This window comes from Mesorhizobium sp. WSM4833 (assembly GCF_055811095.1).
The window spans coordinates 105,490-121,999 of the sequence record NZ_JBVVQG010000013.1 but is presented as its reverse complement, the minus strand read 5'-3'; the positions used below and the strand labels follow the sequence as shown (position 1 = coordinate 121,999).

Sequence of the window (16,510 nt, the reverse complement as noted above, 5' to 3'; positions counted from 1 at the left end):
AGCGGCCGCCGGACCCGGCAGAAAATCTTCGGGAACCTTTTGCCGGCGACAGCGTCCAATCTCCCAATCGAGATCCTGGTTCGGAGATTGGGTTGAGGAAACTTGCCATGCCTGCTGTGTTGACGGCCGTGCCTTCCGCTGTGCCAGGCGAGATGCAGCTTGTGCACCGCGCGCTGGCGCGCGACGGCGACGCCTTCCGCACCATCATCAAGACACACAATCAGCGGCTTTACCGGATCGCGCGCGGCGTCGTGCGCAATGACAGCGAGGCCGAGGACATCGTGCAGGAGGCATACGTCAAGGCTTTCGCCCATCTGGATGCGTTTCGCGGCGACTCCTCGCTCGCCACATGGCTATCGCGCATCGTCATCAACGAGGCGCTCGGCCGGCTGCGCAAAAGGCGCAAAACGGTGGCGCTGCCGGAAAATCCGCAAGCCGAGATCATCCGGTTTCCCCTCAATCCCAGCGACGATCCGGAACGGACAATGGCGCAACGGCAGATCCTCCAACTGGTCGAACAGGCCACCGACAGCCTTCCCGACGTCTACCGGACGGTGTTCGTGGCGCGGGTGATCGAGGGGCTGAGCATCGAAGAGACCGCCGACCTCCTCGGCGTGCGGCCGCAAACCGTCAAGACAAGGCTGCACCGCGCCCGCGCCCTTGTCCGCAAGGCGCTGGACGACCAGATCGGGCCGGTGCTGCTCGACGCCTTCCCCTTCGCCGGCCGGCGTTGCGAACGACTGACCAGCGCCGTGATGCGACGGCTCGGGCTGGAAAGCTGAGCCTCAGCGGATTTCAGTTCATTTCAGCGGGAACGTTTGCCGCTGACCAGCATCCAATGACCGTCAACCGAAAAACACTGTCCGGGACGATTTCAGCGTCCCGGCGAAGGAGATGCCATGTCTATCCGACACACTGCTGCGCTCGCCGCCCTGCTGCTGCTCGGCACCGCGCCGTTCGCACAAGCCGCCGACAAGCCGACCGATCCGCAGATCGCCCATATCGCCTACACGGCCGGGGTCATCGACATCGAAGCGGCCAAGCTGGCGATCGAGAAATCGAAGAACAAGGAGGTTGTCGATTTCGCCAAGGACATGGTCCGCGATCACGAGGCTGTAAATGTTCAGGCGCTCGACCTGGTCAAGAAGCTCAAGGTCACCCCGGAAGACAACCCCACCAGCAAGGCGCTGACCAAAGCTGCGACGGAGGAGCGGGCCAAGCTCGCCAAACTCCACGGCGCTGCCTTCGACAAGGCCTATGTCGACAATGAGGTCGCCTATCACAAGCAGGTCAACGGCGCGCTCGAAACCCTTTTGATCCCGTCGGCGCAGAATGCCGAGCTGAAAAGCCTGCTGGAAACCGGCCTGAAGATATTCCAGGGCCATGAGCAGCACGCCGAACACGTCGCCGGCATGCTCAAGTAAGGACCGGGAGCATGCAGAACCGCCATCTGTGGATTGCGTTGACGCTCGCCGTCGGGATCGTGCCGGCGCAAGCCGAAACCATCCAGGTCACCATCGACAGGCTGGTGTTCTCTCCGGCCACCGTCGAGGCAAAGGTCGGCGACACGATCGAGTGGGTGAACAAGGATGTGTTCGCCCACACGGCCACCGTGAAAGGCGGCTGGGAAGTGATGATCCCGCCGAAGAAATCCGCAAGCCTGACTTTGAAGACGGCGGGACCGGTCGACTACTTCTGCCGCTTTCACCCCAACATGAAGGGCCGTTTGGTGGTGGCGCCCTGATCCAGCTCGGACGAGTGCATGTCGCCCAAAAGTAACCTCGGTTTTGGGAGAACGACACGCATAAAAACAAAGACCTGAAGCGGGTCGCCTGAGGAATTCAAGCGACCCGCTTCAGGCTCGCCTGGCCTCGTCGGGACGCGCGATATGTGTCCACGAGCCGTCATAGCCCGGCTCGCGGCGTGCAATCCAGGCATTCAGCCCCTCGCGCAGATCAGCGGTCGGGGCCATACGGGCAAACTGCTCGGCCTCGACCAGCAAACCTTCGGCGATGCTCTGGTTGAGGCCGCGCGCCACTGCCGTGAGGATGCCGGCAATCGCCAGATCGGAGTGCCGCAGGATACGCCTGGCCAGATCAAATGCCGCCGGCATCAACTCGGCATGCGGCACAACCTCGTTGACGAGACCCAGTTCAAGCGCCCGCGGCGGCGCAAACCAGTCGCCGGTCAACAGCAGTTCGAGCGCCCGCTTGCGCCCCGCGAGCCTCGGCAAGCGCTGGGTTCCACCAAAGGTCGGCGGCATTGCGAGGTTGATTTCCGGCTTGGCGAACAAAGCGCGGTCACTGGCGATAGCGAGCGGTGCGGCCTCGGTGATTTCGCAGCCGCCACCAAAGGCAATGCCGTTGACGGCGGCGATGACGGGCTTGCGGTAGGCTTCCAGCCTCGCCGTCAGCCTCTGCCCGCGCATGACGAAATCCCGCATCGCGACACCGACGCCAAGCGCCACGCTGGCCGAGAACTCGTGAATGTCGCCCCCCGCCGAAAACGCCCGCTCCCCTGCTCCGGTCAGAATGACCGCTCGGACGCTGTCATCGACTTCCATGTCGTCAAGGACAGCAAGCAGGCGATCGATCAGGGCATAGTTCAGCGCGTTGAGTTTCTCCGGCCGGTTGAGGGTGACGATGGCAATCCCATCCCGGGTTTCGCTAAGGACAAGATCTGTCATTTGGCTCTTCCTTCTCCATCATGCTGATGGAAGGAAGACTATGCCCTTTGTCGCTTGTGTATATTCACTAGTCGGTATACATAGGCTTATGCCCGACACGCAGAGCCCTACCCGCAAACGCATTGTCGATGCCGCGACCAGGCTCTTCTATGCAGAAGGAATCGGTCGTGTCAGCGTCGATGCCGTTGCCGAGGAAGCGGGTCTCACCAAGCGCACGCTCTACTACCATTTCAAGAGCAAGGACGACCTCATCGCGGCCTATCTCGACGGCCGCGACCAACCCAATCTGAAGCGGATGGCCGGCTGGTTCGAGGCTGCCGAAGGCGGCGCGGATCGCAAGGTCGAGGCAATCTTCACCAATCTGGCGAGGTCCGCTCGCCACCCGAAATGGAAAGGATGCGGCTTCCTGCGCACGGCCGCCGAACTCGCCTCGATGCCCGGACATCCGGCGGTCAAGGTCGGCGCGCGGCACAAGCTGAATTTCGAAACATGGCTGGCCGGCGCCCTGTCGGACCATGGCGTCGCGGAGCCGCAAACCCTGGGGCGCGAGATCGTGCTTTTGATCGACGGCTGCTTTTCGATCATGCTGATCCACCGCAACCCCGATTACATCGAAGCGGCCGGACGCGCCGCGGCGACGCTGGTGCGGGCGCGACTTTCAGGCAGCCAGGTCTAAAGCGCGACGCGCTTTAAGCCTTTGGTTTTATGCATGTCGTTGCCCTAAAACCGGGGCCACTTTTGGGGCAACGACATGCATTAGAAACCGAAAGCCAGCCATGCGGTGCCGGCGGCCAGCGTTATCAGCGTCAAAGGCAAGCCGACCTTGAAAAAAGCGCCGAACGACAGCGTCGTGCCGGCGGCGCGTGCCTGTTCGGCGACGATCAGGTTGGCGACCGAACCCAGCAGCGTGAAATTGCCGGCCAGCGTCGAGCTCATGGCGACGACCAGCCAGGCGCGCTCGGGGTTTTCGAGGCCGGGTATGAAGGGCCGCAGCGCCAGCACGGCCGGAACATTGCTCATGATGTTGGAAAGCACCGCAGTGAAGCCGGACAGCCGCCAGACGTCGTCCAGCCCGAGATTCCTGGCCGAAGCGATCATGTCTGGCGAAAGAAGCGTCTTTTCGGCGCCGGCGACGACCACGAACAGACCGGCGAACATGAACAGCAGCGGACCGTCGATCTCGCGGTAGATGCGCTCCGGCTTGATGGCCCGGGTAAGCAAGAGGATGGCGCCGCCGATGAGTGCTGCCTTGGCGACGGGCACGCCGGCGAAGAAGGCAATTGCCAGCCCGATGCAGACCACCACCGCCTTCAGCACCTGCCCCTTGTGCATGCGGCCACGCGAGACCTCGGGCGTCAGTTGGACGGTGCGGGCAAATTCGGCCCGGAAGACAATACGGATGATGACAACGACCGCGACGAGGCCGAACAGAGCGACCGGAGCCAGCGCTGCCGAAAAGGCCGGATAGGAAATGCCCGACAGCGCGCCGATGACCATGTTTTGCGGATTGCCGGTGATGGTTGCGACGCTGCCGCAATTCGACGCGGTGGCGGTGGCGATCAGATAGGGGATCGGGTTGCGCTTGATCACACGGGTGACGTGAACGACGATCGGCGCCATGACGAGACAGATGGCGTCGTTGACCAGGAAGGCGGACAACACGCCGGTCAGCAGCGTCACCATCACCAAGAGCATGAAGGGCGCATGCGCGTGCTCGATGGCGACGGCGCCAAGGCCACGAAAGGCGCCCGACACTTTTAAATGCGCCACCACGATCATCATGCCGAGCAGAAGCGTGATGGTGTCGAAATTGATCGCCCGGTACGCATCCTCCATGCTGAGCGCGCCGATGGCGATCATCGCGGCCCCGCCGAGAAGCGCGATCCCTGCCCGGTCGAGGCGCAGGCCGGGGATGCGGCCAATGGCGACACCGGCGTAAGTCAGGATCAGGATCAGCAGTGCCGCCGCGCCCATCAATGTCATCGATAAGAAGTCCTGCCCAGTCTGTGGCACGCCGCTGGCTGTCGGCCCCATTCGTCCGCTTTGCGTGCCTGCTTTAGCGCGATGTCGAGATCGATGACAGCGGGCATGTTGTTGCGCCAAGGATGTCCCATGGCCCAAGGGATGACGGTGCAGCTAACGCAGGTAGAAATCCAGCCTCTGTCGCACAGCTTGGGAAGAATAGATCTGCTCGACGGTCTGCCGTGCCTTGAGGCCCACTGCCGCCCGCAGCGCCGGGTCGGCTTTGAGATCGGCCAGGATGCGCGCCGCCTGCTGCGTCGTTTCGAACAAGAAACCGTTTTCGCCATGCCTGATATGGTCGGAATAACCGCCATACGAATGGCAGACCACGGGCAACCCGCAGGCCATCGCCTCGAACACCACGCGACCGAAGGTTTCCATATGCCAACCGGTGCGATAATAAAACACGTCGAGCGTCTGCAGAAACTCTTCGGCGGAAAATTGGCCGGGTGGGAACAGTTCGAGTTGCGGATGCGGCATGAGGCTGTCCTTGAGCCCTATCCCTCCCTGTATCCGCAAGGCTGTACCTTCGGCCAGCAATGTCTCGTAGAGGGGTATGTCATCGGGATGATGTTTGCCCGGCCCATCGCGGCTCAAGCGTCCGACGGTGAAGGGACGATCCGAACCCAGACGCCGTGGTGAAAAACGTTCGATATCGATCGGAGACGGATGCACGGTGCCATCGACTTGGAGCATCCGTCTCTGAAAATCGGAAATCAGCACCAGTTCGGCGTCGGGCCAGTTCAGCATGCGGGGCATGCGTCTCGTCAGCGAGATGATTTTCGGGTGAAAGGTATTGAAGACATAGATCAGCCGGCGCGGCCGCGGGATCAGGTAAGGCCATATCTTGTTGCGCCAATGAGAGCCGAGAAAGACGTAGGTACCGCCATTCGGTACATCCCACTTCGACAGCGAGACGCGGCGAATCGGGAAATTCCGCATCAACTCGCCGGACACGCTGGAGGAGGTTGCCCACAGATGCACCTCGGAATCGACACTCAACAGCCGGTACAGTTCCAGAGCTTCAAGGTCACTGCCACCGAAGGGGTCCTGAAAGCCGTTGAACAAATGGATCATGGTCGCTGCGCTTTGTTAGCCTGGCCGGCTGTTTGCCGATAGTGAAAATCTGGCCGTTGCCGTGCTGCCCACATGGCGCTCGGAGGCGTTACTTGTCGCCGAGCAGAGCTAACGCAACAGTTACAAAATGGCTGTGAACAGAGATATCCACCTTCAGCTGATATTTAGCTGTCCGAGATATCGGTCGCCCATTAAGCAGGTTACGTCAATACGAGGCACTCGGTGAGTGCTAAGTCGTCCATCTATTGCTCAAAAATATCACTGGCAGCCCAAGCTGCGTCGCCTACCCCTTGCGGAGTCTCGCTATTTGGTTAAGCAAGTTATTTCAAGATCCAAGACAGTAATTATTGACAGATAGCCTGTGGGGGGCATCAATGAAGTATGGTTATTAACCTCGATCGGTCTCCTGATCGACTTGCCCATGTCACGGCTGAATTCGCGAAGGTTGGTGTTTCGTTCGACCGGGTTCCTGCCGTGGACGCGTTGCGTCGACCGGAATTTGCTGCGACTTCACCAAGTTTGACCCCCACGGAAGCGGCTTGTCTTATGAGCCACAAGGTTTGCTGGACCATCATCGCGGATGGTGAAGATGCCTTTGGTGCGATTTTCGAGGATGACGTCCTGTTGTCCGAAGCGGCTGGCCCAATGCTTTCTGATGATGGATGGATTCCGGCCAACGCCGATATCGTCAAGCTGGAAACCTACCTAAGGAAAACCGTCATCGCGATGAAGCGCACCTGCGTCAGTCGGGTGTTTTCGGTGGTTAGGCTATATGGGTTCCACGTCGGAGCGGCCGGGTACATCATTTCGAAGCAAGCAGCGCGCGATCTGATCGCCCGAAGTCTCGATGCGCCCGCCGATCACGTTATCTTCGATCCGGCGCTTCCGACATCGTCAAGCAAAGCGATCTACCAACTGTTGCCGGCACTGTGTGTGCAAAATGACCTTATCCGCGAGAAGGCCTTCGGGTTGACCAGCCTTCTTAATGAGGAGCGGCTCGTGAGAGCCAGAGCAAATTCCGCTCCAAAGCGGAGTCCCGCCGAAAAGCTCCTGGTCGAAGCAAGGCGCATAAGTCGACAGATTTTCGATATCTGCCGCTTCAGGCGTGAGAAAACTATCTCTTTAGCGTGATGACGGCAGCCAAAGCACTGCTGCGCGACGGCCTGCACGAGTCAGCGTGCTGTTCCGAGTCACCCGTCAATGCACGGTGGCGACGCCGGGCGCAGGCGCCGGAGACGTTCCGGCCGGATCGAAGCTGACTTGATCGCGTCCGTTCGACTTGGCCGTGTAAAGCCTTCTGTCGGCAGCGGAGAAAATTTCCTCATATGTGATCGGGCCGGTAAAGCTTGTGCCGCCGATGCTGACGGAAAGCGGACAAGGCCTGCCGCCGGGTGAGAATTCCATCTCCCTGATACGCCGGCGGATGCTTTCGGCAACCACCCGGGATTGCGAGGGATCCACGCCGGGCAGAAACACGCCGAATTCTTCGCCGCCGATGCGGCCGACGATATCGCTGCCACGCAGTTGCCCCTTGATCGCCTGCGCTATCAGTTTGAGGGCCTGATCGCCGCAATCATGGCCCAGGCGGTCATTGATCGACTTGAAGTGGTCGGCGTCGATGATCAGCAGCGCCCCCGAACGGGTCTGCTCCTGCTTGCGGGTCTGCTCGAGATAGGCTTCGACCAGCATCGAGAAGGCGCCACGGTTCAGCACCGCCGTCAGGCTGTCGGTCGCGGCGATGACGCTGAGATCGCGCTGCGCGATGGCCAGCTGGCGAATCTTCCACATCAGGAAAAACAGAAACGAGCCGCCCAGCACCAAAGGCAGCATCAGGTCGGTCATCTGCGCCCGCCACACGGCCTCGGGCGAAAGATAGGGAAAATTGAAGGAATCGACGAAGAACGCCACGGCAATGAAGAATGCCGTACCGACTGCCGTGACAGCGATCACCCTGCCCCAGCTCGTCGGCGACAGATCGAGCTTCATCGCGTTCAACTCCGTTAGCCGTCGCTACTATGACGCACCAACCCAAACAAATTGATAAGACTTTCCCTCCAATTCGATGTCGGCGGCGGAATCAAATCCACCGGCCAACCAGCCCCTGCCTATGACTTGCGACAGACGCTTGGGCAGACGCCACAGGACGGCCGCTGGAAAGCAGCCATCCTGTTTCAAAGTGTGAAGGCGTGGGCCAATTGCCGGCCGGGCAAGGGCAAAACGGCGCGCGAAGCCAGATCGCCCGTCGTCAGTTGAGCGTCGATTCACCCAGCGCATCGACGACAAAGGATGCCGCGATCAGGTCGTCGGCATCGAGACGCAGGGAGCCTCCGTCGCCTCCCATGGCTGAAGCCACTTTTTGAAAGGTCTTCATTTCGTATTCCGTGATCCGGGCGTCCTGCATCCTGGCCCTGAGATCGGCAATGCGCCGATCGAGGGCCGAAGATATCCCTATTTCTCGCTTCGACATGGCAACACTCCTCCCCACCCTTGTTTGCCTCCCGCCTGTCCACTTTTATATGAGGGTCCGCGAATACAGCGGGCCGAACGCGCCGTGCGCGGGAAGGTTCCGAAAAGGCCGAGTAACGAAATAATACGATGGCGCCGAGCCACGCCCGCGGACTTTTCTATATCAGACGCAGCTAATCCTTGACGCCGGCAGATGCCGCCCCAGAATCAGAGCATGGCAATAAAGTCGGCGACGAGGTGGCGGTCATGGCGACGGTGCTGAAGCGCGTCACGAAGGACCGCGTCAGCGTGTCGATCCCCGGTCTTCCGCATTCGGTCATTGATCCGGCAACCAGGCTGACCAGGGGCCAGCAGATGGAATTGCCCGGGGACGTTTCGCGGATCGACGGCGACAAGGTCACGGTGTCGCTCGGGACAATGGTCACGGTGGATCTGGACAAGGTGCGCGTGGTGCAAAGCCGTGTCCCGCCGAAGCGAAGGACCGTCAGGATGTGAACAAGCGAAGCGCCACCGTCTCAGGGATACAACCCCTTACACCCCAGCAGTGCAGAGCTGCACGAGCGATCCTGAAGTGGTCGCAGGTGCGACTCGCCGCGAAGTGCGGCCTCAGCGAAGGAACGATTGGCAGTTTTGAGAGCGGGCGAAGGATTCCCAGTCCCGCCAAGCTGGCTGCCATCCGTCGAGGCTTGGAGGCAGCGGGCGTGGTTTTCATCGATCAGAAGACCGCAGTGACAAAGAGCGGTCCGCCTGGCGAAACTATTAGTGGAACATAATTTAGATATCGCTGTTAGGTCGTAAATGGGAGGCGCGCGATGTCACAACATGAAATCGGCATTGTTTCGGACTGGTCGAAATTGGTGGCGGACGATCCTCTGATCGCCGCCGATATAACCCAGCGCCTTTCTGTGCGCGCTTGCAATGACAACGCTGCCACCGCCGCCGACGTCCCGTCGCCCGGCACCGAAACGTTTCGGGGTCCCGACATTACCAGCCTCGCAACACCCACCGAGTATCCTCGGCCGATCGTGCTCCTAGCGACGATCTATGCGTCGACGGTCCTGGGGGTAACGCTGCTTCTGGCGGCAGCGGTCTGAGCGCACGAGACCTGATACCGCTCTCTGAAAGCCCATGTCTCCGGTATAAACCGTAACCTATGTGTCCGGAACGGACCGATAGGCTTTGGCGATCCCGACAGGATTCGAACCTGTGACCATCGGCTTAGAAGGCCGGTGCTCTATCCAGCTGAGCTACGGGACCGCTGGCCGGCCGTTGGGCCGGCTGGATATTCTGGCGCCGGGCGCCGTTCAATGCGTCCAGGGCGTCCTGCGGTCATAGCGGAAATTCTCCGCATAGGAAATCTGGCGGCGCTTGGTCTCTTTCGGCTCTTCGACGCGGAAAGCGAGCCCTTGCTTTTCGGCGTAGGCGACCGCCTCTTCGCGCGTGTCGAAGCTAAGCCTGATCTGGCTTCTCATGTCTGCCGACGTCGTATAGCCCATCAGCGGGTCGATCTTCTTGCGCGACTCGGGATCGAATTCCAGCACCCAGTAACCGGTCTTGGCCTTGCCGGACTGCATCGCGGTTTTGGCTGGGCTGAAAATGCGCGCGGACATGGCCACCTCGTTGTTGTGCAAGGCAGCATCGCCACCCTTCGCCCGTCATTACTGCGCAATGCGCACGGCGGCAAGGTTTTTGCTCTCGCAGGTTTTTGCACTTGCCATGCACCACCGAAATGAATAGGCAACAGACCGTTCGGAGTGTAGCGCAGCCTGGTAGCGCATCTGGTTTGGGACCAGAGGGTCGGGAGTTCGAATCTCTCCACTCCGACCATCCCCTCACAGCCCAATGCCCGGCGCAGCCATACGGTTCACTTGCTGCGGCTCCGGCCGTGTGTCCGGCGCCGCGGTTCGGCAAACAGGGGGGTCAGATGCTTGGAATCGATGCCTGGGTGTCGCTTTTCGGACCGGCCTACTTTGCCTATGCCGGCATAACGGTTCCGGTCATGGTGACGTGGGCAATTGCCTGCGCCGCACTGGCGATGTGGAACAACCGTGAAAGCCGCAGACAGGCGAGGCAGGCCCCGGGCGCCGTGGTCTCCCGCTCCTGGCGTGTCAGTATCGGGATGTTTGTGCTGGTCGCCGCCGGCTATATCGCCGCTCACTCTGCCGTCTATCTCGCAGTCCGTCATTTCGCCAGAATGTGGCTCTGAGACCGGCCTCTCAGGCTAGATCTCGAACTCGCCCTGCCCTTCATCCATGGCACTGACGGTTTCGGCTGCCAGCGCCCTGGTGATCGGCGTCTTGCGTTCGAGCGCGGTCCGGTCGAGCCGCTCCACCACGCGCATCGCTGTCGCCAGCGAGCGCTCGATGCGGCGGACCAGATATTGCACGACATGCGGTTCGACCTCGATCTGACGGTCGGCGAAGAGTTTTGTGATGACGCCTGCCAGCAGGAGATCGTCGGGCTCATGAATTTCGACTGTCGCAGCCGCCTTCAGCCGCGAGGCAAGATCAGGCAGGCCAACACCCCAGGCCGAGGGAAAGCGGCGCGCCGTCAGAAGCAGTTGCGAGCCGGCACCACGCACCGCATTGATCAGATGGAACAGGCCTTGTTCGTCAACCGTCCCGGTATCGACATCGTCGATCAGCGCCGGCCGCGCGCCGAGATTGGCGATGCTGTCGCCGATGCGCCTGGCGTCGACCGCCGCCGCATTGGCACGGGCGCGCCAGATCGAGGCCAGATGCGTCTTGCCAGAACCCGCGGGACCGGCCAGCACCACCACCGGCGATGGCCAGTCCGGCCAGCGGTCGACCAGCGCAACCGCCTGGTTGTTGGTGCCGGAGACGACGAGTTCGTCACGCGAATAGCCGGTGCCATGGCCGAGGTCGAGCGGCAACTGGCGCGGCGGGTCGGTTGGCTGGGCAGTCACTTCAGCGACGCGGTTGCGTGCGGTGGCCGCCGCCGCGATCGGCCGGAAGCTGCGGCACAGGTGCCGCGCCGCGGCCCTTGTAGAGCGGCGATTCGAGATAGCGGGCTATTGCGAACCGCACCAGCACGGCGACGGCGGCCGAAGCCGGCACCGCGATCAACAAGCCGACGAAGCCGAACAGCGCGCCGAAGGCAAACAGCGAAAACATCAGCCATACCGGGTGCAGGCCGACGCTCTTGCCGACCAGCCGCGGCTGCAGGATGTTGCCCTCGATGAACTGGCCGATGAAGAACACGACCGCGACCGCGACGATCATCGTCCAGTCCGGCCAGAACTGGACGAAGGCGACGCCGACGGCCAGCACCAGCCCGGTCAGCGAACCGACATAGGGGATGAAGGAAATCAGCCCGGCGAACAGGCCGATGAGGATGCTGAAGTTCAGTCCGGTCAACGTCAGCCCGGTGGCATACATGGCGCCCAGCACCAGGCACAGCGTGCCCTGGCCACGCACGAAGCCTGCCGTGGCGGTGTTGATGTCCCGTGCGATGGCGCGCACGGTCTGGACGTTGTCGCGTGGCACCCAGCCGTCGATGACCGCCACCATGCGGTCCCAGTCGAGCAGCATGTAGAAGGCGACCACCGGTGTCACCACGAACAGGCTGACCACAGAAACCAGCGCCATGCCGGAACTCCACAGCGAGGTGAAGACGGTGGTGACAAAACCGAAGCCGGAGGTCAGCAGCGAATTCAGCCCGTCGCGCAAGCTATTGGCGTTGACGCCGAACTTCTGCTCCAGCCATTTCGGATCGAACGAGGTGATCAGGCTTTGCAGCCGGGTCAGATATTCCGGCAATTTGCCCGCGAAATCGGCCATCTGCGTGGCCAGAACCGGAATGAGGATGACAAAGGCCAGGACCAGCACGATGAGGAAGGTGATGAGGATGACCACCGTCGCCATGAAACGCGACAGGCCGAGCCGCTGCAGCCGGTCGGCAACGGGATCGAGGAAATAGGCAAGCACCATGCCGGCGACGAAGGGCAGCAGGATGGCGCTGAAGACATAGAGGAAAAGCGCCAGCAGCGCGGCGCCGGCCAGCCAGAAGAAGATCTGGCGGCGAAAGGTCGCGGACGCGGCGATGTCGGCGGCCGCGGCCTCGATCGCCGCCGCTTCTGTCTCGGATGTCCGGAGTGGAGCCTTCGTCATGTCAGCTCATGTGCCTCAGCCAAGTCACGAGATAGGCTGCGGCCGAAGCCACGGTCAAGACCCCGGACAGCAATATGAGAACCGGCCTCAGCGGGTCGAGATGAACCGACAGGGCAAGTTCACCCAGCACAACCGCCGCCAGCACGATCTGGATGGCGGTGTTGGCCTTCGACACGAAAAGCGGTTTCATCTCGACCGGATGGGCCATGACGGCGGACAGCAGGACCGCGCAGACGATCAACGCGTCGCGCGACACCATGGTGACGACCAGCCACAGCGGCAATTGCCCGATGAGGCCCATGACCACGAACACCGAAACCAGCAGCAGCTTGTCGGCGATCGGATCGAGATAGGCGCCGAGCGTGGACTGCTGATTGAAACGGCGGGCGATGAAGCCATCGACGCCGTCCGAAATGCCGGCGACGAGGAACCCGGCAAAAGCCCAGTCCCAGCGCGCCTGCAGCATCGCCAGCACCACCGCCGGCACCAGGACAAGGCGCAGGATGGTGATCAGGTTGGGGATGGTCAAATGCCTGGCACCTCCTCTTGGTCGGAGATAGATGATGAAGATGGCGGGTGGCAACAAGGGAGGAGCTGCCGATCTGCCCGCACGGGAGCGGCCTTCAGCTTGGCTTTCGCCAATCACGAGCGCCTGTACGTGCGCGCTGTCCACGGTTTTGTAGGCCGAGATGGCCGTTATCCTTGCGGACAGAAACCGTTCATGCGAAGAGCCCGCGACAAGGAAAATTGCTGAACGGGCACCAGAAATGAGCAAGCGCGACGTGAACAAGCGCAAGAACGGGCTCACCTATGCCGAGGCCGGTGTCGATATCGATGCCGGCAATCTCATGGTCGAGAAGATCAAGCCGCTGGTGCGCGCGACGCGCCGGCCGGGCGCCGATGGCGAGATCGGCGGTTTCGGCGGCCTGTTCGACCTCAAGGCGGCCGGGTTTACCGATCCGGTGCTGGTGGCGGCCAATGACGGCGTCGGCACCAAGCTAAAGATCGCCATCGATGCCGGCAAGCACGACACGATCGGCATCGACCTCGTCGCCATGTGCGTCAACGACATCGTCGTGCAAGGTGCTGAACCGCTGTTCTTCCTCGATTATTTCGCCACCGGCAAGCTCGATCCCGACCAGGGTGCCGCGATCGTCGGCGGCATTGCCGAGGGCTGCCGCCAGGCCGGCTGCGCGCTGATCGGCGGCGAGACCGCCGAGATGCCCGGCATGTATCACGGCAACGACTACGACCTCGCCGGCTTTGCGGTGGGTGCCGCCGAACGCGGCCAATTGCTGCCCACCGATGACATTGTCGAAGGCGACGTGCTGCTGGGCCTGGCTTCCTCCGGCCTGCACTCGAACGGCTATTCGCTGGTGCGCCGCATCGTCGCCGTCAGCGGCCTGTCGTGGAGCGATCCGGCACCGTTCAACGACGAGGCCACTCTGGCCGAAGCACTGCTCGAGCCGACCCGCATCTACGTCAAGTCGATTCTCAAGGCGATCCGCAACACGCATGGTATCAAGGCGCTCGCCCACATCACCGGCGGCGGCTTCCCGGAAAACATTCCACGCGTGCTGCCCAAGGATTTTTCGGCCGAGCTCGACCTCGAGGCGATCGACGTTCCTCCCGTGTTTTCGTGGCTGGCCAAGACCGGCGGCGTGGCGCCGGAAGAAATGATGCGCACCTTCAATTGCGGCATCGGCATGATCCTGGCGGTCGCGTCCGGCCAGGCAGCGCAGGTCGCGGCCGTGCTACAGGAGGCCGGCGAGACGGTGACGCCGATCGGCCGCATCGTGCCGCGCCGCGACGCAGGCGTCATCTATCGGGGCTCGATCGGCCTATGAGCGCGCAGAGGAAACGCACCGTTGTCCTGATCTCGGGACGCGGCTCCAACATGACCGCGCTGATTGCCGCGGCCAGCGACCCGTCGTTCCCGGCCGAGATCGTCGGTGTCATTTCCGATAAGGCGGATGCCGCCGGGCTCGGCATCGCCAGGGCGCGCGGCATCGCCACGCAGGTCGTCTCGCGTGCGGACCACGGCAGCAAGCAGGCGCATGACGCCGCCATCGACGCGGCCCTTACCGCCTTCAACGCCGAGATCGTGGCGCTGGCCGGCTATATGCGCATCCTCAGCCCCGGCTTCGTCCAGAAATGGCAGGGCCGCATGATCAATATCCACCCTGCCCTGCTGCCGGCCTTCAAGGGGCTCGACACCCATGCGCGCGCGCTGGCCGCCGGCATCCGCATCCATGGCTGCACCGTGCACTTCGTCACCTCCGAGATGGATGACGGCCCGATCATCGCACAGGCAGCCGTGCCGGTGATGGTCGGCGACACCGCCGATACATTGGCAGCCCGCGTGCTGAAGACTGAACACCGGCTCTATCCGCTGGCGCTGGGGCTGGTCGCCGAAGGCAAGGCGCGCATGGAGTCCGGCCGCACCGTGCTTGCCCACTTTGCCGACGATGCCGACAACGGCACCTCGGTGGTGATGGCCCCGGATCCGCTGCGCGAGGAAGCCGACCTCGAGCATCTGGCGCGCATCACGCCTTGAGCTTAGAGCGGCGATGAAACAGCTTCTCCTGCTTCGTCACGCCAAATCCAGCTGGGACGACCCTGATCTCGATGATTTCGACCGGCCCTTGGCCGAACGCGGAGTGAAGGCAGCCCGGTTGATGGGGCGCGAGCTTGCGACGCGCGGCTGGCTGCCGGACCTGGCGCTGGTGTCGGCGGCGCTGCGCACCCGCGACACCTGGCGGCTTGTGGCGGCGGAATTGCCCGTCCCGCCCCAGGTCGCATTCCTCAAGGCGCTGTACGATGCTTCAGCGGCGGACATTCTGAGCCAGATTGGTCAAACCGACGCTTCGAGCGGCAGCTTGCTGGTAATTGGCCACAATCCGGGCCTGGAGCAGTTGGCCAGACAGCTTGCCGGGCCGGGGTCAGACGCCAAGGCGATCGCAAGACTTGAGGAAAAATTCCCGACGGGAGCCCTCGCCCGGGTGGTCTTCAAAGGCGATTGGTCCGTCGTGTCCCCCGCCCGGCTGACACATTGCTTGCGGCCCAAGGACCTGGGCCCGCGGCCGAAGGACCTGGGCTAGTGTCCATGGCAGGTGCGGCGGGTCAAGCCCGCCGCACATCCGCTTGAGCCGTCAGTTTCCCCAGTTGCCCTGACTGGATTCCGGCTGGACCGAATCGGGCGTCAGCGTGAGGTCGCGGTGCTTGACCTGCCTGTGGGTCGAAGCCGTGTAGCTGTGGTCGACATTGACCGCGTGCGAGGTGACGGCCGGCTGATTGACATTGTCCGAACCATAGTTGTCGCTGCCGGCAAAAGCGGCACCAGTGGCAACGAGGATGGCGGCGGCGGCAAGAGCGATCCTGTTCATTCTATTTACTCCGGTATTCCTGATTCTGTCCGTCTAGTGGCGTGCCCCTGGGGAGGAAATTTCGCGTCGCTCGGACAGCCTCGATCTGGGTTTTTCGTGCGCCGACTTCCAATCACGAAGACGTTCCCTCACGCGCGGCATCGGGACCTCGAACGTCGGCCAAGGGATTGAGCTCACCCTGTTTTATCAATTTATCTCAGACGCTTATAAGGAGGGTGCCTGACGCATGATGCGGCGGTTCATCGAGCCAGCGCTCGCCATCCGTTCACGATTCGTCAACATAAATTGAACCAGCTGGTTCGATTTACGATCGGCGCTCCGACACCGATGCCGTCGGCCGAAATCCTGCTCATGCATAAAAAACAAGAGCGGCGGGCAAAGCCCACCGCTCTTTGTGGTCGCAGACTTCAGAAATCAACGACCCCAGATGCCCTGGCCCGACTGAGCCGGCACGTTGGCATTGGCATCACCCTGCGTCTTTACGGACTTCGGGATCGAGCCGGTGTGCGTGGTGTCGATGTCGGACACGGACTGGTTCGCAACAGGCTGGTTGGCGTTGTAAGAGCCGTAGTTGTCGCTGCCGGCAAAAGCGGTGCCCGTGGCAACGAGGATGGCGGCAGCGGTAAGAGCGATCTTGGTCATTTTAATTTACTCCTGAGTTCAAGGTTGGGTCGATATCGGCAGTCGCGATTAGCGGCCGAAGAGGTTGCGGTCAGCGCCCTGCGAAGCGGGAGCCTGGACGG

Annotated in this window: 23 protein-coding genes and 2 tRNA genes; 13 read left to right on the top strand and 12 right to left on the bottom strand. The window is 62.0% G+C overall.

The features are described 5' to 3' along the window. Nucleotides 1-107 precede the first annotated feature (107 nt). From AC0L2D_RS24430 to AC0L2D_RS24420, 3 genes are all read left to right on the top strand, one after another. A complete protein-coding gene (locus tag AC0L2D_RS24430) occupies nt 108-782 on the top strand; it encodes an RNA polymerase sigma factor (protein ID WP_013532428.1) in 675 nt (224 codons plus the stop codon). A 117-nt stretch (nt 783-899) separates the two neighbouring features. Then, the gene (locus tag AC0L2D_RS24425; RefSeq protein ID WP_224620314.1) at nt 900-1,424 is read left to right on the top strand and encodes a DUF4142 domain-containing protein; all 525 of its coding nucleotides are present in this window, start codon (nt 900-902) and stop codon (nt 1,422-1,424) included. A gap of 11 nt (nt 1,425-1,435) precedes the next feature. Further along, nucleotides 1,436-1,744, top strand: a complete 309-nt coding sequence (locus AC0L2D_RS24420) for a cupredoxin domain-containing protein (RefSeq protein ID WP_027163334.1) — start codon at nt 1,436-1,438, stop codon at nt 1,742-1,744. 111 nt (nt 1,745-1,855) lie between these two features. On the opposite strand, the gene AC0L2D_RS24415 is transcribed toward AC0L2D_RS24420, so the two are convergent. Continuing rightward, nucleotides 1,856-2,686 carry a crotonase/enoyl-CoA hydratase family protein gene (locus tag AC0L2D_RS24415; protein ID WP_473542759.1) on the bottom strand — a complete coding sequence of 277 codons (831 nt, stop codon included), beginning with the start codon at nt 2,684-2,686 and terminating at the stop codon, nt 1,856-1,858. Between the two features lie 88 nt (nt 2,687-2,774). On the opposite strand from AC0L2D_RS24415, the gene AC0L2D_RS24410 reads away from it, so the two are divergent. Beyond that, entirely contained in the window at nt 2,775-3,362 is a 588-nt protein-coding gene (locus AC0L2D_RS24410) for a TetR/AcrR family transcriptional regulator (protein ID WP_024505017.1), read from the top strand. 80 nt (nt 3,363-3,442) lie between these two features. On the opposite strand, the gene AC0L2D_RS24405 is transcribed toward AC0L2D_RS24410, so the two are convergent. Further along, nucleotides 3,443-4,669: an anion transporter gene (locus AC0L2D_RS24405; protein ID WP_013532433.1), complete on the bottom strand. Its 1,227-nt coding sequence runs from the start codon at nt 4,667-4,669 to the stop codon at nt 3,443-3,445. 153 nt (nt 4,670-4,822) lie between these two features. Beyond that, complete coding sequence (locus AC0L2D_RS24400) at nt 4,823-5,785, bottom strand: glycosyltransferase family 4 protein (RefSeq protein WP_127384695.1); 963 nt, start codon at nt 5,783-5,785, stop codon at nt 4,823-4,825. Nucleotides 5,786-6,166: 381 nt separating this feature from the next. On the opposite strand from AC0L2D_RS24400, the gene AC0L2D_RS24395 reads away from it, so the two are divergent. Then, nucleotides 6,167-6,916 (top strand): glycosyltransferase family 25 protein, encoded by a 750-nt coding sequence (locus AC0L2D_RS24395; protein WP_473542757.1) that lies wholly within the window; start codon nt 6,167-6,169, stop codon nt 6,914-6,916. 66 nt (nt 6,917-6,982) lie between these two features. On the opposite strand, the gene AC0L2D_RS24390 is transcribed toward AC0L2D_RS24395, so the two are convergent. Further along, the gene (locus AC0L2D_RS24390; protein WP_473542755.1) at nt 6,983-7,771 is read right to left on the bottom strand and encodes a GGDEF domain-containing protein; all 789 of its coding nucleotides are present in this window, start codon (nt 7,769-7,771) and stop codon (nt 6,983-6,985) included. 259 nt (nt 7,772-8,030) lie between these two features. Further along, entirely contained in the window at nt 8,031-8,252 is a 222-nt protein-coding gene (locus AC0L2D_RS24385; protein WP_024505020.1) for a hypothetical protein, read from the bottom strand. Between the two features lie 179 nt (nt 8,253-8,431). Between AC0L2D_RS24385 and AC0L2D_RS24380 the strand changes: the two genes are divergently transcribed. From AC0L2D_RS24380 to AC0L2D_RS24370, 3 genes are read left to right on the top strand one after another with little or no spacing between them, the layout of a single operon-like run. After that, nucleotides 8,432-8,746 (top strand): hypothetical protein, encoded by a 315-nt coding sequence (locus tag AC0L2D_RS24380; protein ID WP_473542752.1) that lies wholly within the window; start codon nt 8,432-8,434, stop codon nt 8,744-8,746. Continuing rightward, the gene (locus AC0L2D_RS24375; RefSeq protein ID WP_473542751.1) at nt 8,743-9,024 is read left to right on the top strand and encodes a helix-turn-helix domain-containing protein; all 282 of its coding nucleotides are present in this window, start codon (nt 8,743-8,745) and stop codon (nt 9,022-9,024) included. Before AC0L2D_RS24380 ends, AC0L2D_RS24375 begins: the two co-directional genes overlap by 4 nt. A gap of 39 nt (nt 9,025-9,063) precedes the next feature. Next, nucleotides 9,064-9,345, top strand: a complete 282-nt coding sequence (locus AC0L2D_RS24370; protein WP_127366829.1) for a hypothetical protein — start codon at nt 9,064-9,066, stop codon at nt 9,343-9,345. 86 nt (nt 9,346-9,431) lie between these two features. Here the strand turns inward: AC0L2D_RS24370 and AC0L2D_RS24365 are convergent. Further along, nucleotides 9,432-9,508: transfer RNA gene (locus tag AC0L2D_RS24365), tRNA-Arg, on the bottom strand. Between the two features lie 47 nt (nt 9,509-9,555). Beyond that, nucleotides 9,556-9,861 (bottom strand): ETC complex I subunit, encoded by a 306-nt coding sequence (locus AC0L2D_RS24360; RefSeq protein ID WP_013532440.1) that lies wholly within the window; start codon nt 9,859-9,861, stop codon nt 9,556-9,558. A 140-nt stretch (nt 9,862-10,001) separates the two neighbouring features. Between AC0L2D_RS24360 and AC0L2D_RS24355 the strand changes: the two genes are divergently transcribed. After that, nucleotides 10,002-10,078, top strand: a tRNA-Pro gene (locus tag AC0L2D_RS24355). Nucleotides 10,079-10,175: 97 nt separating this feature from the next. Beyond that, complete coding sequence (locus tag AC0L2D_RS24350) at nt 10,176-10,457, top strand: hypothetical protein (RefSeq protein ID WP_013532441.1); 282 nt, start codon at nt 10,176-10,178, stop codon at nt 10,455-10,457. A gap of 15 nt (nt 10,458-10,472) precedes the next feature. Here AC0L2D_RS24350 and hdaA read toward each other — a convergent pair whose 3' ends face one another. Genes hdaA through AC0L2D_RS24335 form a run of 3 tightly spaced genes read right to left on the bottom strand, consistent with a single transcriptional unit; the run spans nt 10,473 to nt 12,910 of the window. Next, nucleotides 10,473-11,177: a DnaA regulatory inactivator HdaA gene (hdaA, locus tag AC0L2D_RS24345; RefSeq protein ID WP_013532442.1), complete on the bottom strand. Its 705-nt coding sequence runs from the start codon at nt 11,175-11,177 to the stop codon at nt 10,473-10,475. 1 nt (nt 11,178) lies between these two features. Next, nucleotides 11,179-12,381, bottom strand: coding sequence for an AI-2E family transporter (locus AC0L2D_RS24340; protein ID WP_473542748.1), 1,203 nt, complete (start codon nt 12,379-12,381; stop codon nt 11,179-11,181). Between the two features lies 1 nt (nt 12,382). Then, entirely contained in the window at nt 12,383-12,910 is a 528-nt protein-coding gene (locus AC0L2D_RS24335) for a CDP-alcohol phosphatidyltransferase family protein (RefSeq protein WP_013532444.1), read from the bottom strand. 238 nt (nt 12,911-13,148) lie between these two features. Here AC0L2D_RS24335 and purM point away from each other — a divergent pair, with 238 nt between their 5' ends. From purM to AC0L2D_RS24320, 3 genes are read left to right on the top strand one after another with little or no spacing between them, the layout of a single operon-like run. Then, complete coding sequence (purM, locus tag AC0L2D_RS24330; protein WP_013532445.1) at nt 13,149-14,228, top strand: phosphoribosylformylglycinamidine cyclo-ligase; 1,080 nt, start codon at nt 13,149-13,151, stop codon at nt 14,226-14,228. Then, nucleotides 14,225-14,938 carry a phosphoribosylglycinamide formyltransferase gene (gene purN, locus AC0L2D_RS24325; RefSeq protein ID WP_013532446.1) on the top strand — a complete coding sequence of 238 codons (714 nt, stop codon included), beginning with the start codon at nt 14,225-14,227 and terminating at the stop codon, nt 14,936-14,938. Before purM ends, purN begins: the two co-directional genes overlap by 4 nt. A 13-nt stretch (nt 14,939-14,951) precedes the next feature. Next, nucleotides 14,952-15,482, top strand: coding sequence for a SixA phosphatase family protein (locus tag AC0L2D_RS24320; protein ID WP_013532447.1), 531 nt, complete (start codon nt 14,952-14,954; stop codon nt 15,480-15,482). Between the two features lie 51 nt (nt 15,483-15,533). On the opposite strand, the gene AC0L2D_RS24315 is transcribed toward AC0L2D_RS24320, so the two are convergent. Together AC0L2D_RS24315 and AC0L2D_RS24310 are read right to left on the bottom strand one after the other, a co-directional pair. Further along, entirely contained in the window at nt 15,534-15,767 is a 234-nt protein-coding gene (locus AC0L2D_RS24315; protein ID WP_473542745.1) for a DUF680 domain-containing protein, read from the bottom strand. Nucleotides 15,768-16,181: 414 nt separating this feature from the next. Further along, nucleotides 16,182-16,409, bottom strand: a complete 228-nt coding sequence (locus AC0L2D_RS24310; RefSeq protein ID WP_013532449.1) for a DUF680 domain-containing protein — start codon at nt 16,407-16,409, stop codon at nt 16,182-16,184. Nucleotides 16,410-16,510: the final 101 nt, after the last annotated feature.

What these genes read in the sequence shown, in the direction of transcription:
- AC0L2D_RS24430 (WP_013532428.1), top strand. Translation starts at nt 108, where the DNA reads ATGCCTGCTGTGTTGACGGCCGTGCCTTCCGCTGTGCCAGGCGAGATG.
- AC0L2D_RS24425 (WP_224620314.1), top strand. Translation starts at nt 900, where the DNA reads ATGTCTATCCGACACACTGCTGCGCTCGCCGCCCTGCTGCTGCTCGGC.
- AC0L2D_RS24420 (WP_027163334.1), top strand. Translation starts at nt 1,436, where the DNA reads ATGCAGAACCGCCATCTGTGGATTGCGTTGACGCTCGCCGTCGGGATC.
- AC0L2D_RS24415 (WP_473542759.1), bottom strand. Translation starts at nt 2,686, where the DNA reads ATGACAGATCTTGTCCTTAGCGAAACCCGGGATGGGATTGCCATCGTC.
- AC0L2D_RS24410 (WP_024505017.1), top strand. Translation starts at nt 2,775, where the DNA reads ATGCCCGACACGCAGAGCCCTACCCGCAAACGCATTGTCGATGCCGCG.
- AC0L2D_RS24405 (WP_013532433.1), bottom strand. Translation starts at nt 4,669, where the DNA reads ATGACATTGATGGGCGCGGCGGCACTGCTGATCCTGATCCTGACTTAC.
- AC0L2D_RS24400 (WP_127384695.1), bottom strand. Translation starts at nt 5,785, where the DNA reads ATGATCCATTTGTTCAACGGCTTTCAGGACCCCTTCGGTGGCAGTGAC.
- AC0L2D_RS24395 (WP_473542757.1), top strand. Translation starts at nt 6,167, where the DNA reads ATGGTTATTAACCTCGATCGGTCTCCTGATCGACTTGCCCATGTCACG.
- AC0L2D_RS24390 (WP_473542755.1), bottom strand. Translation starts at nt 7,771, where the DNA reads ATGAAGCTCGATCTGTCGCCGACGAGCTGGGGCAGGGTGATCGCTGTC.
- AC0L2D_RS24385 (WP_024505020.1), bottom strand. Translation starts at nt 8,252, where the DNA reads ATGTCGAAGCGAGAAATAGGGATATCTTCGGCCCTCGATCGGCGCATT.
- AC0L2D_RS24370 (WP_127366829.1), top strand. Translation starts at nt 9,064, where the DNA reads ATGTCACAACATGAAATCGGCATTGTTTCGGACTGGTCGAAATTGGTG.
- AC0L2D_RS24360 (WP_013532440.1), bottom strand. Translation starts at nt 9,861, where the DNA reads ATGTCCGCGCGCATTTTCAGCCCAGCCAAAACCGCGATGCAGTCCGGC.
- AC0L2D_RS24350 (WP_013532441.1), top strand. Translation starts at nt 10,176, where the DNA reads ATGCTTGGAATCGATGCCTGGGTGTCGCTTTTCGGACCGGCCTACTTT.
- AC0L2D_RS24340 (WP_473542748.1), bottom strand. Translation starts at nt 12,381, where the DNA reads ATGACGAAGGCTCCACTCCGGACATCCGAGACAGAAGCGGCGGCGATC.
- purM (WP_013532445.1), top strand. Translation starts at nt 13,149, where the DNA reads ATGAGCAAGCGCGACGTGAACAAGCGCAAGAACGGGCTCACCTATGCC.
- purN (WP_013532446.1), top strand. Translation starts at nt 14,225, where the DNA reads ATGAGCGCGCAGAGGAAACGCACCGTTGTCCTGATCTCGGGACGCGGC.
- AC0L2D_RS24320 (WP_013532447.1), top strand. Translation starts at nt 14,952, where the DNA reads ATGAAACAGCTTCTCCTGCTTCGTCACGCCAAATCCAGCTGGGACGAC.
- AC0L2D_RS24315 (WP_473542745.1), bottom strand. Translation starts at nt 15,767, where the DNA reads ATGAACAGGATCGCTCTTGCCGCCGCCGCCATCCTCGTTGCCACTGGT.
- AC0L2D_RS24310 (WP_013532449.1), bottom strand. Translation starts at nt 16,409, where the DNA reads ATGACCAAGATCGCTCTTACCGCTGCCGCCATCCTCGTTGCCACGGGC.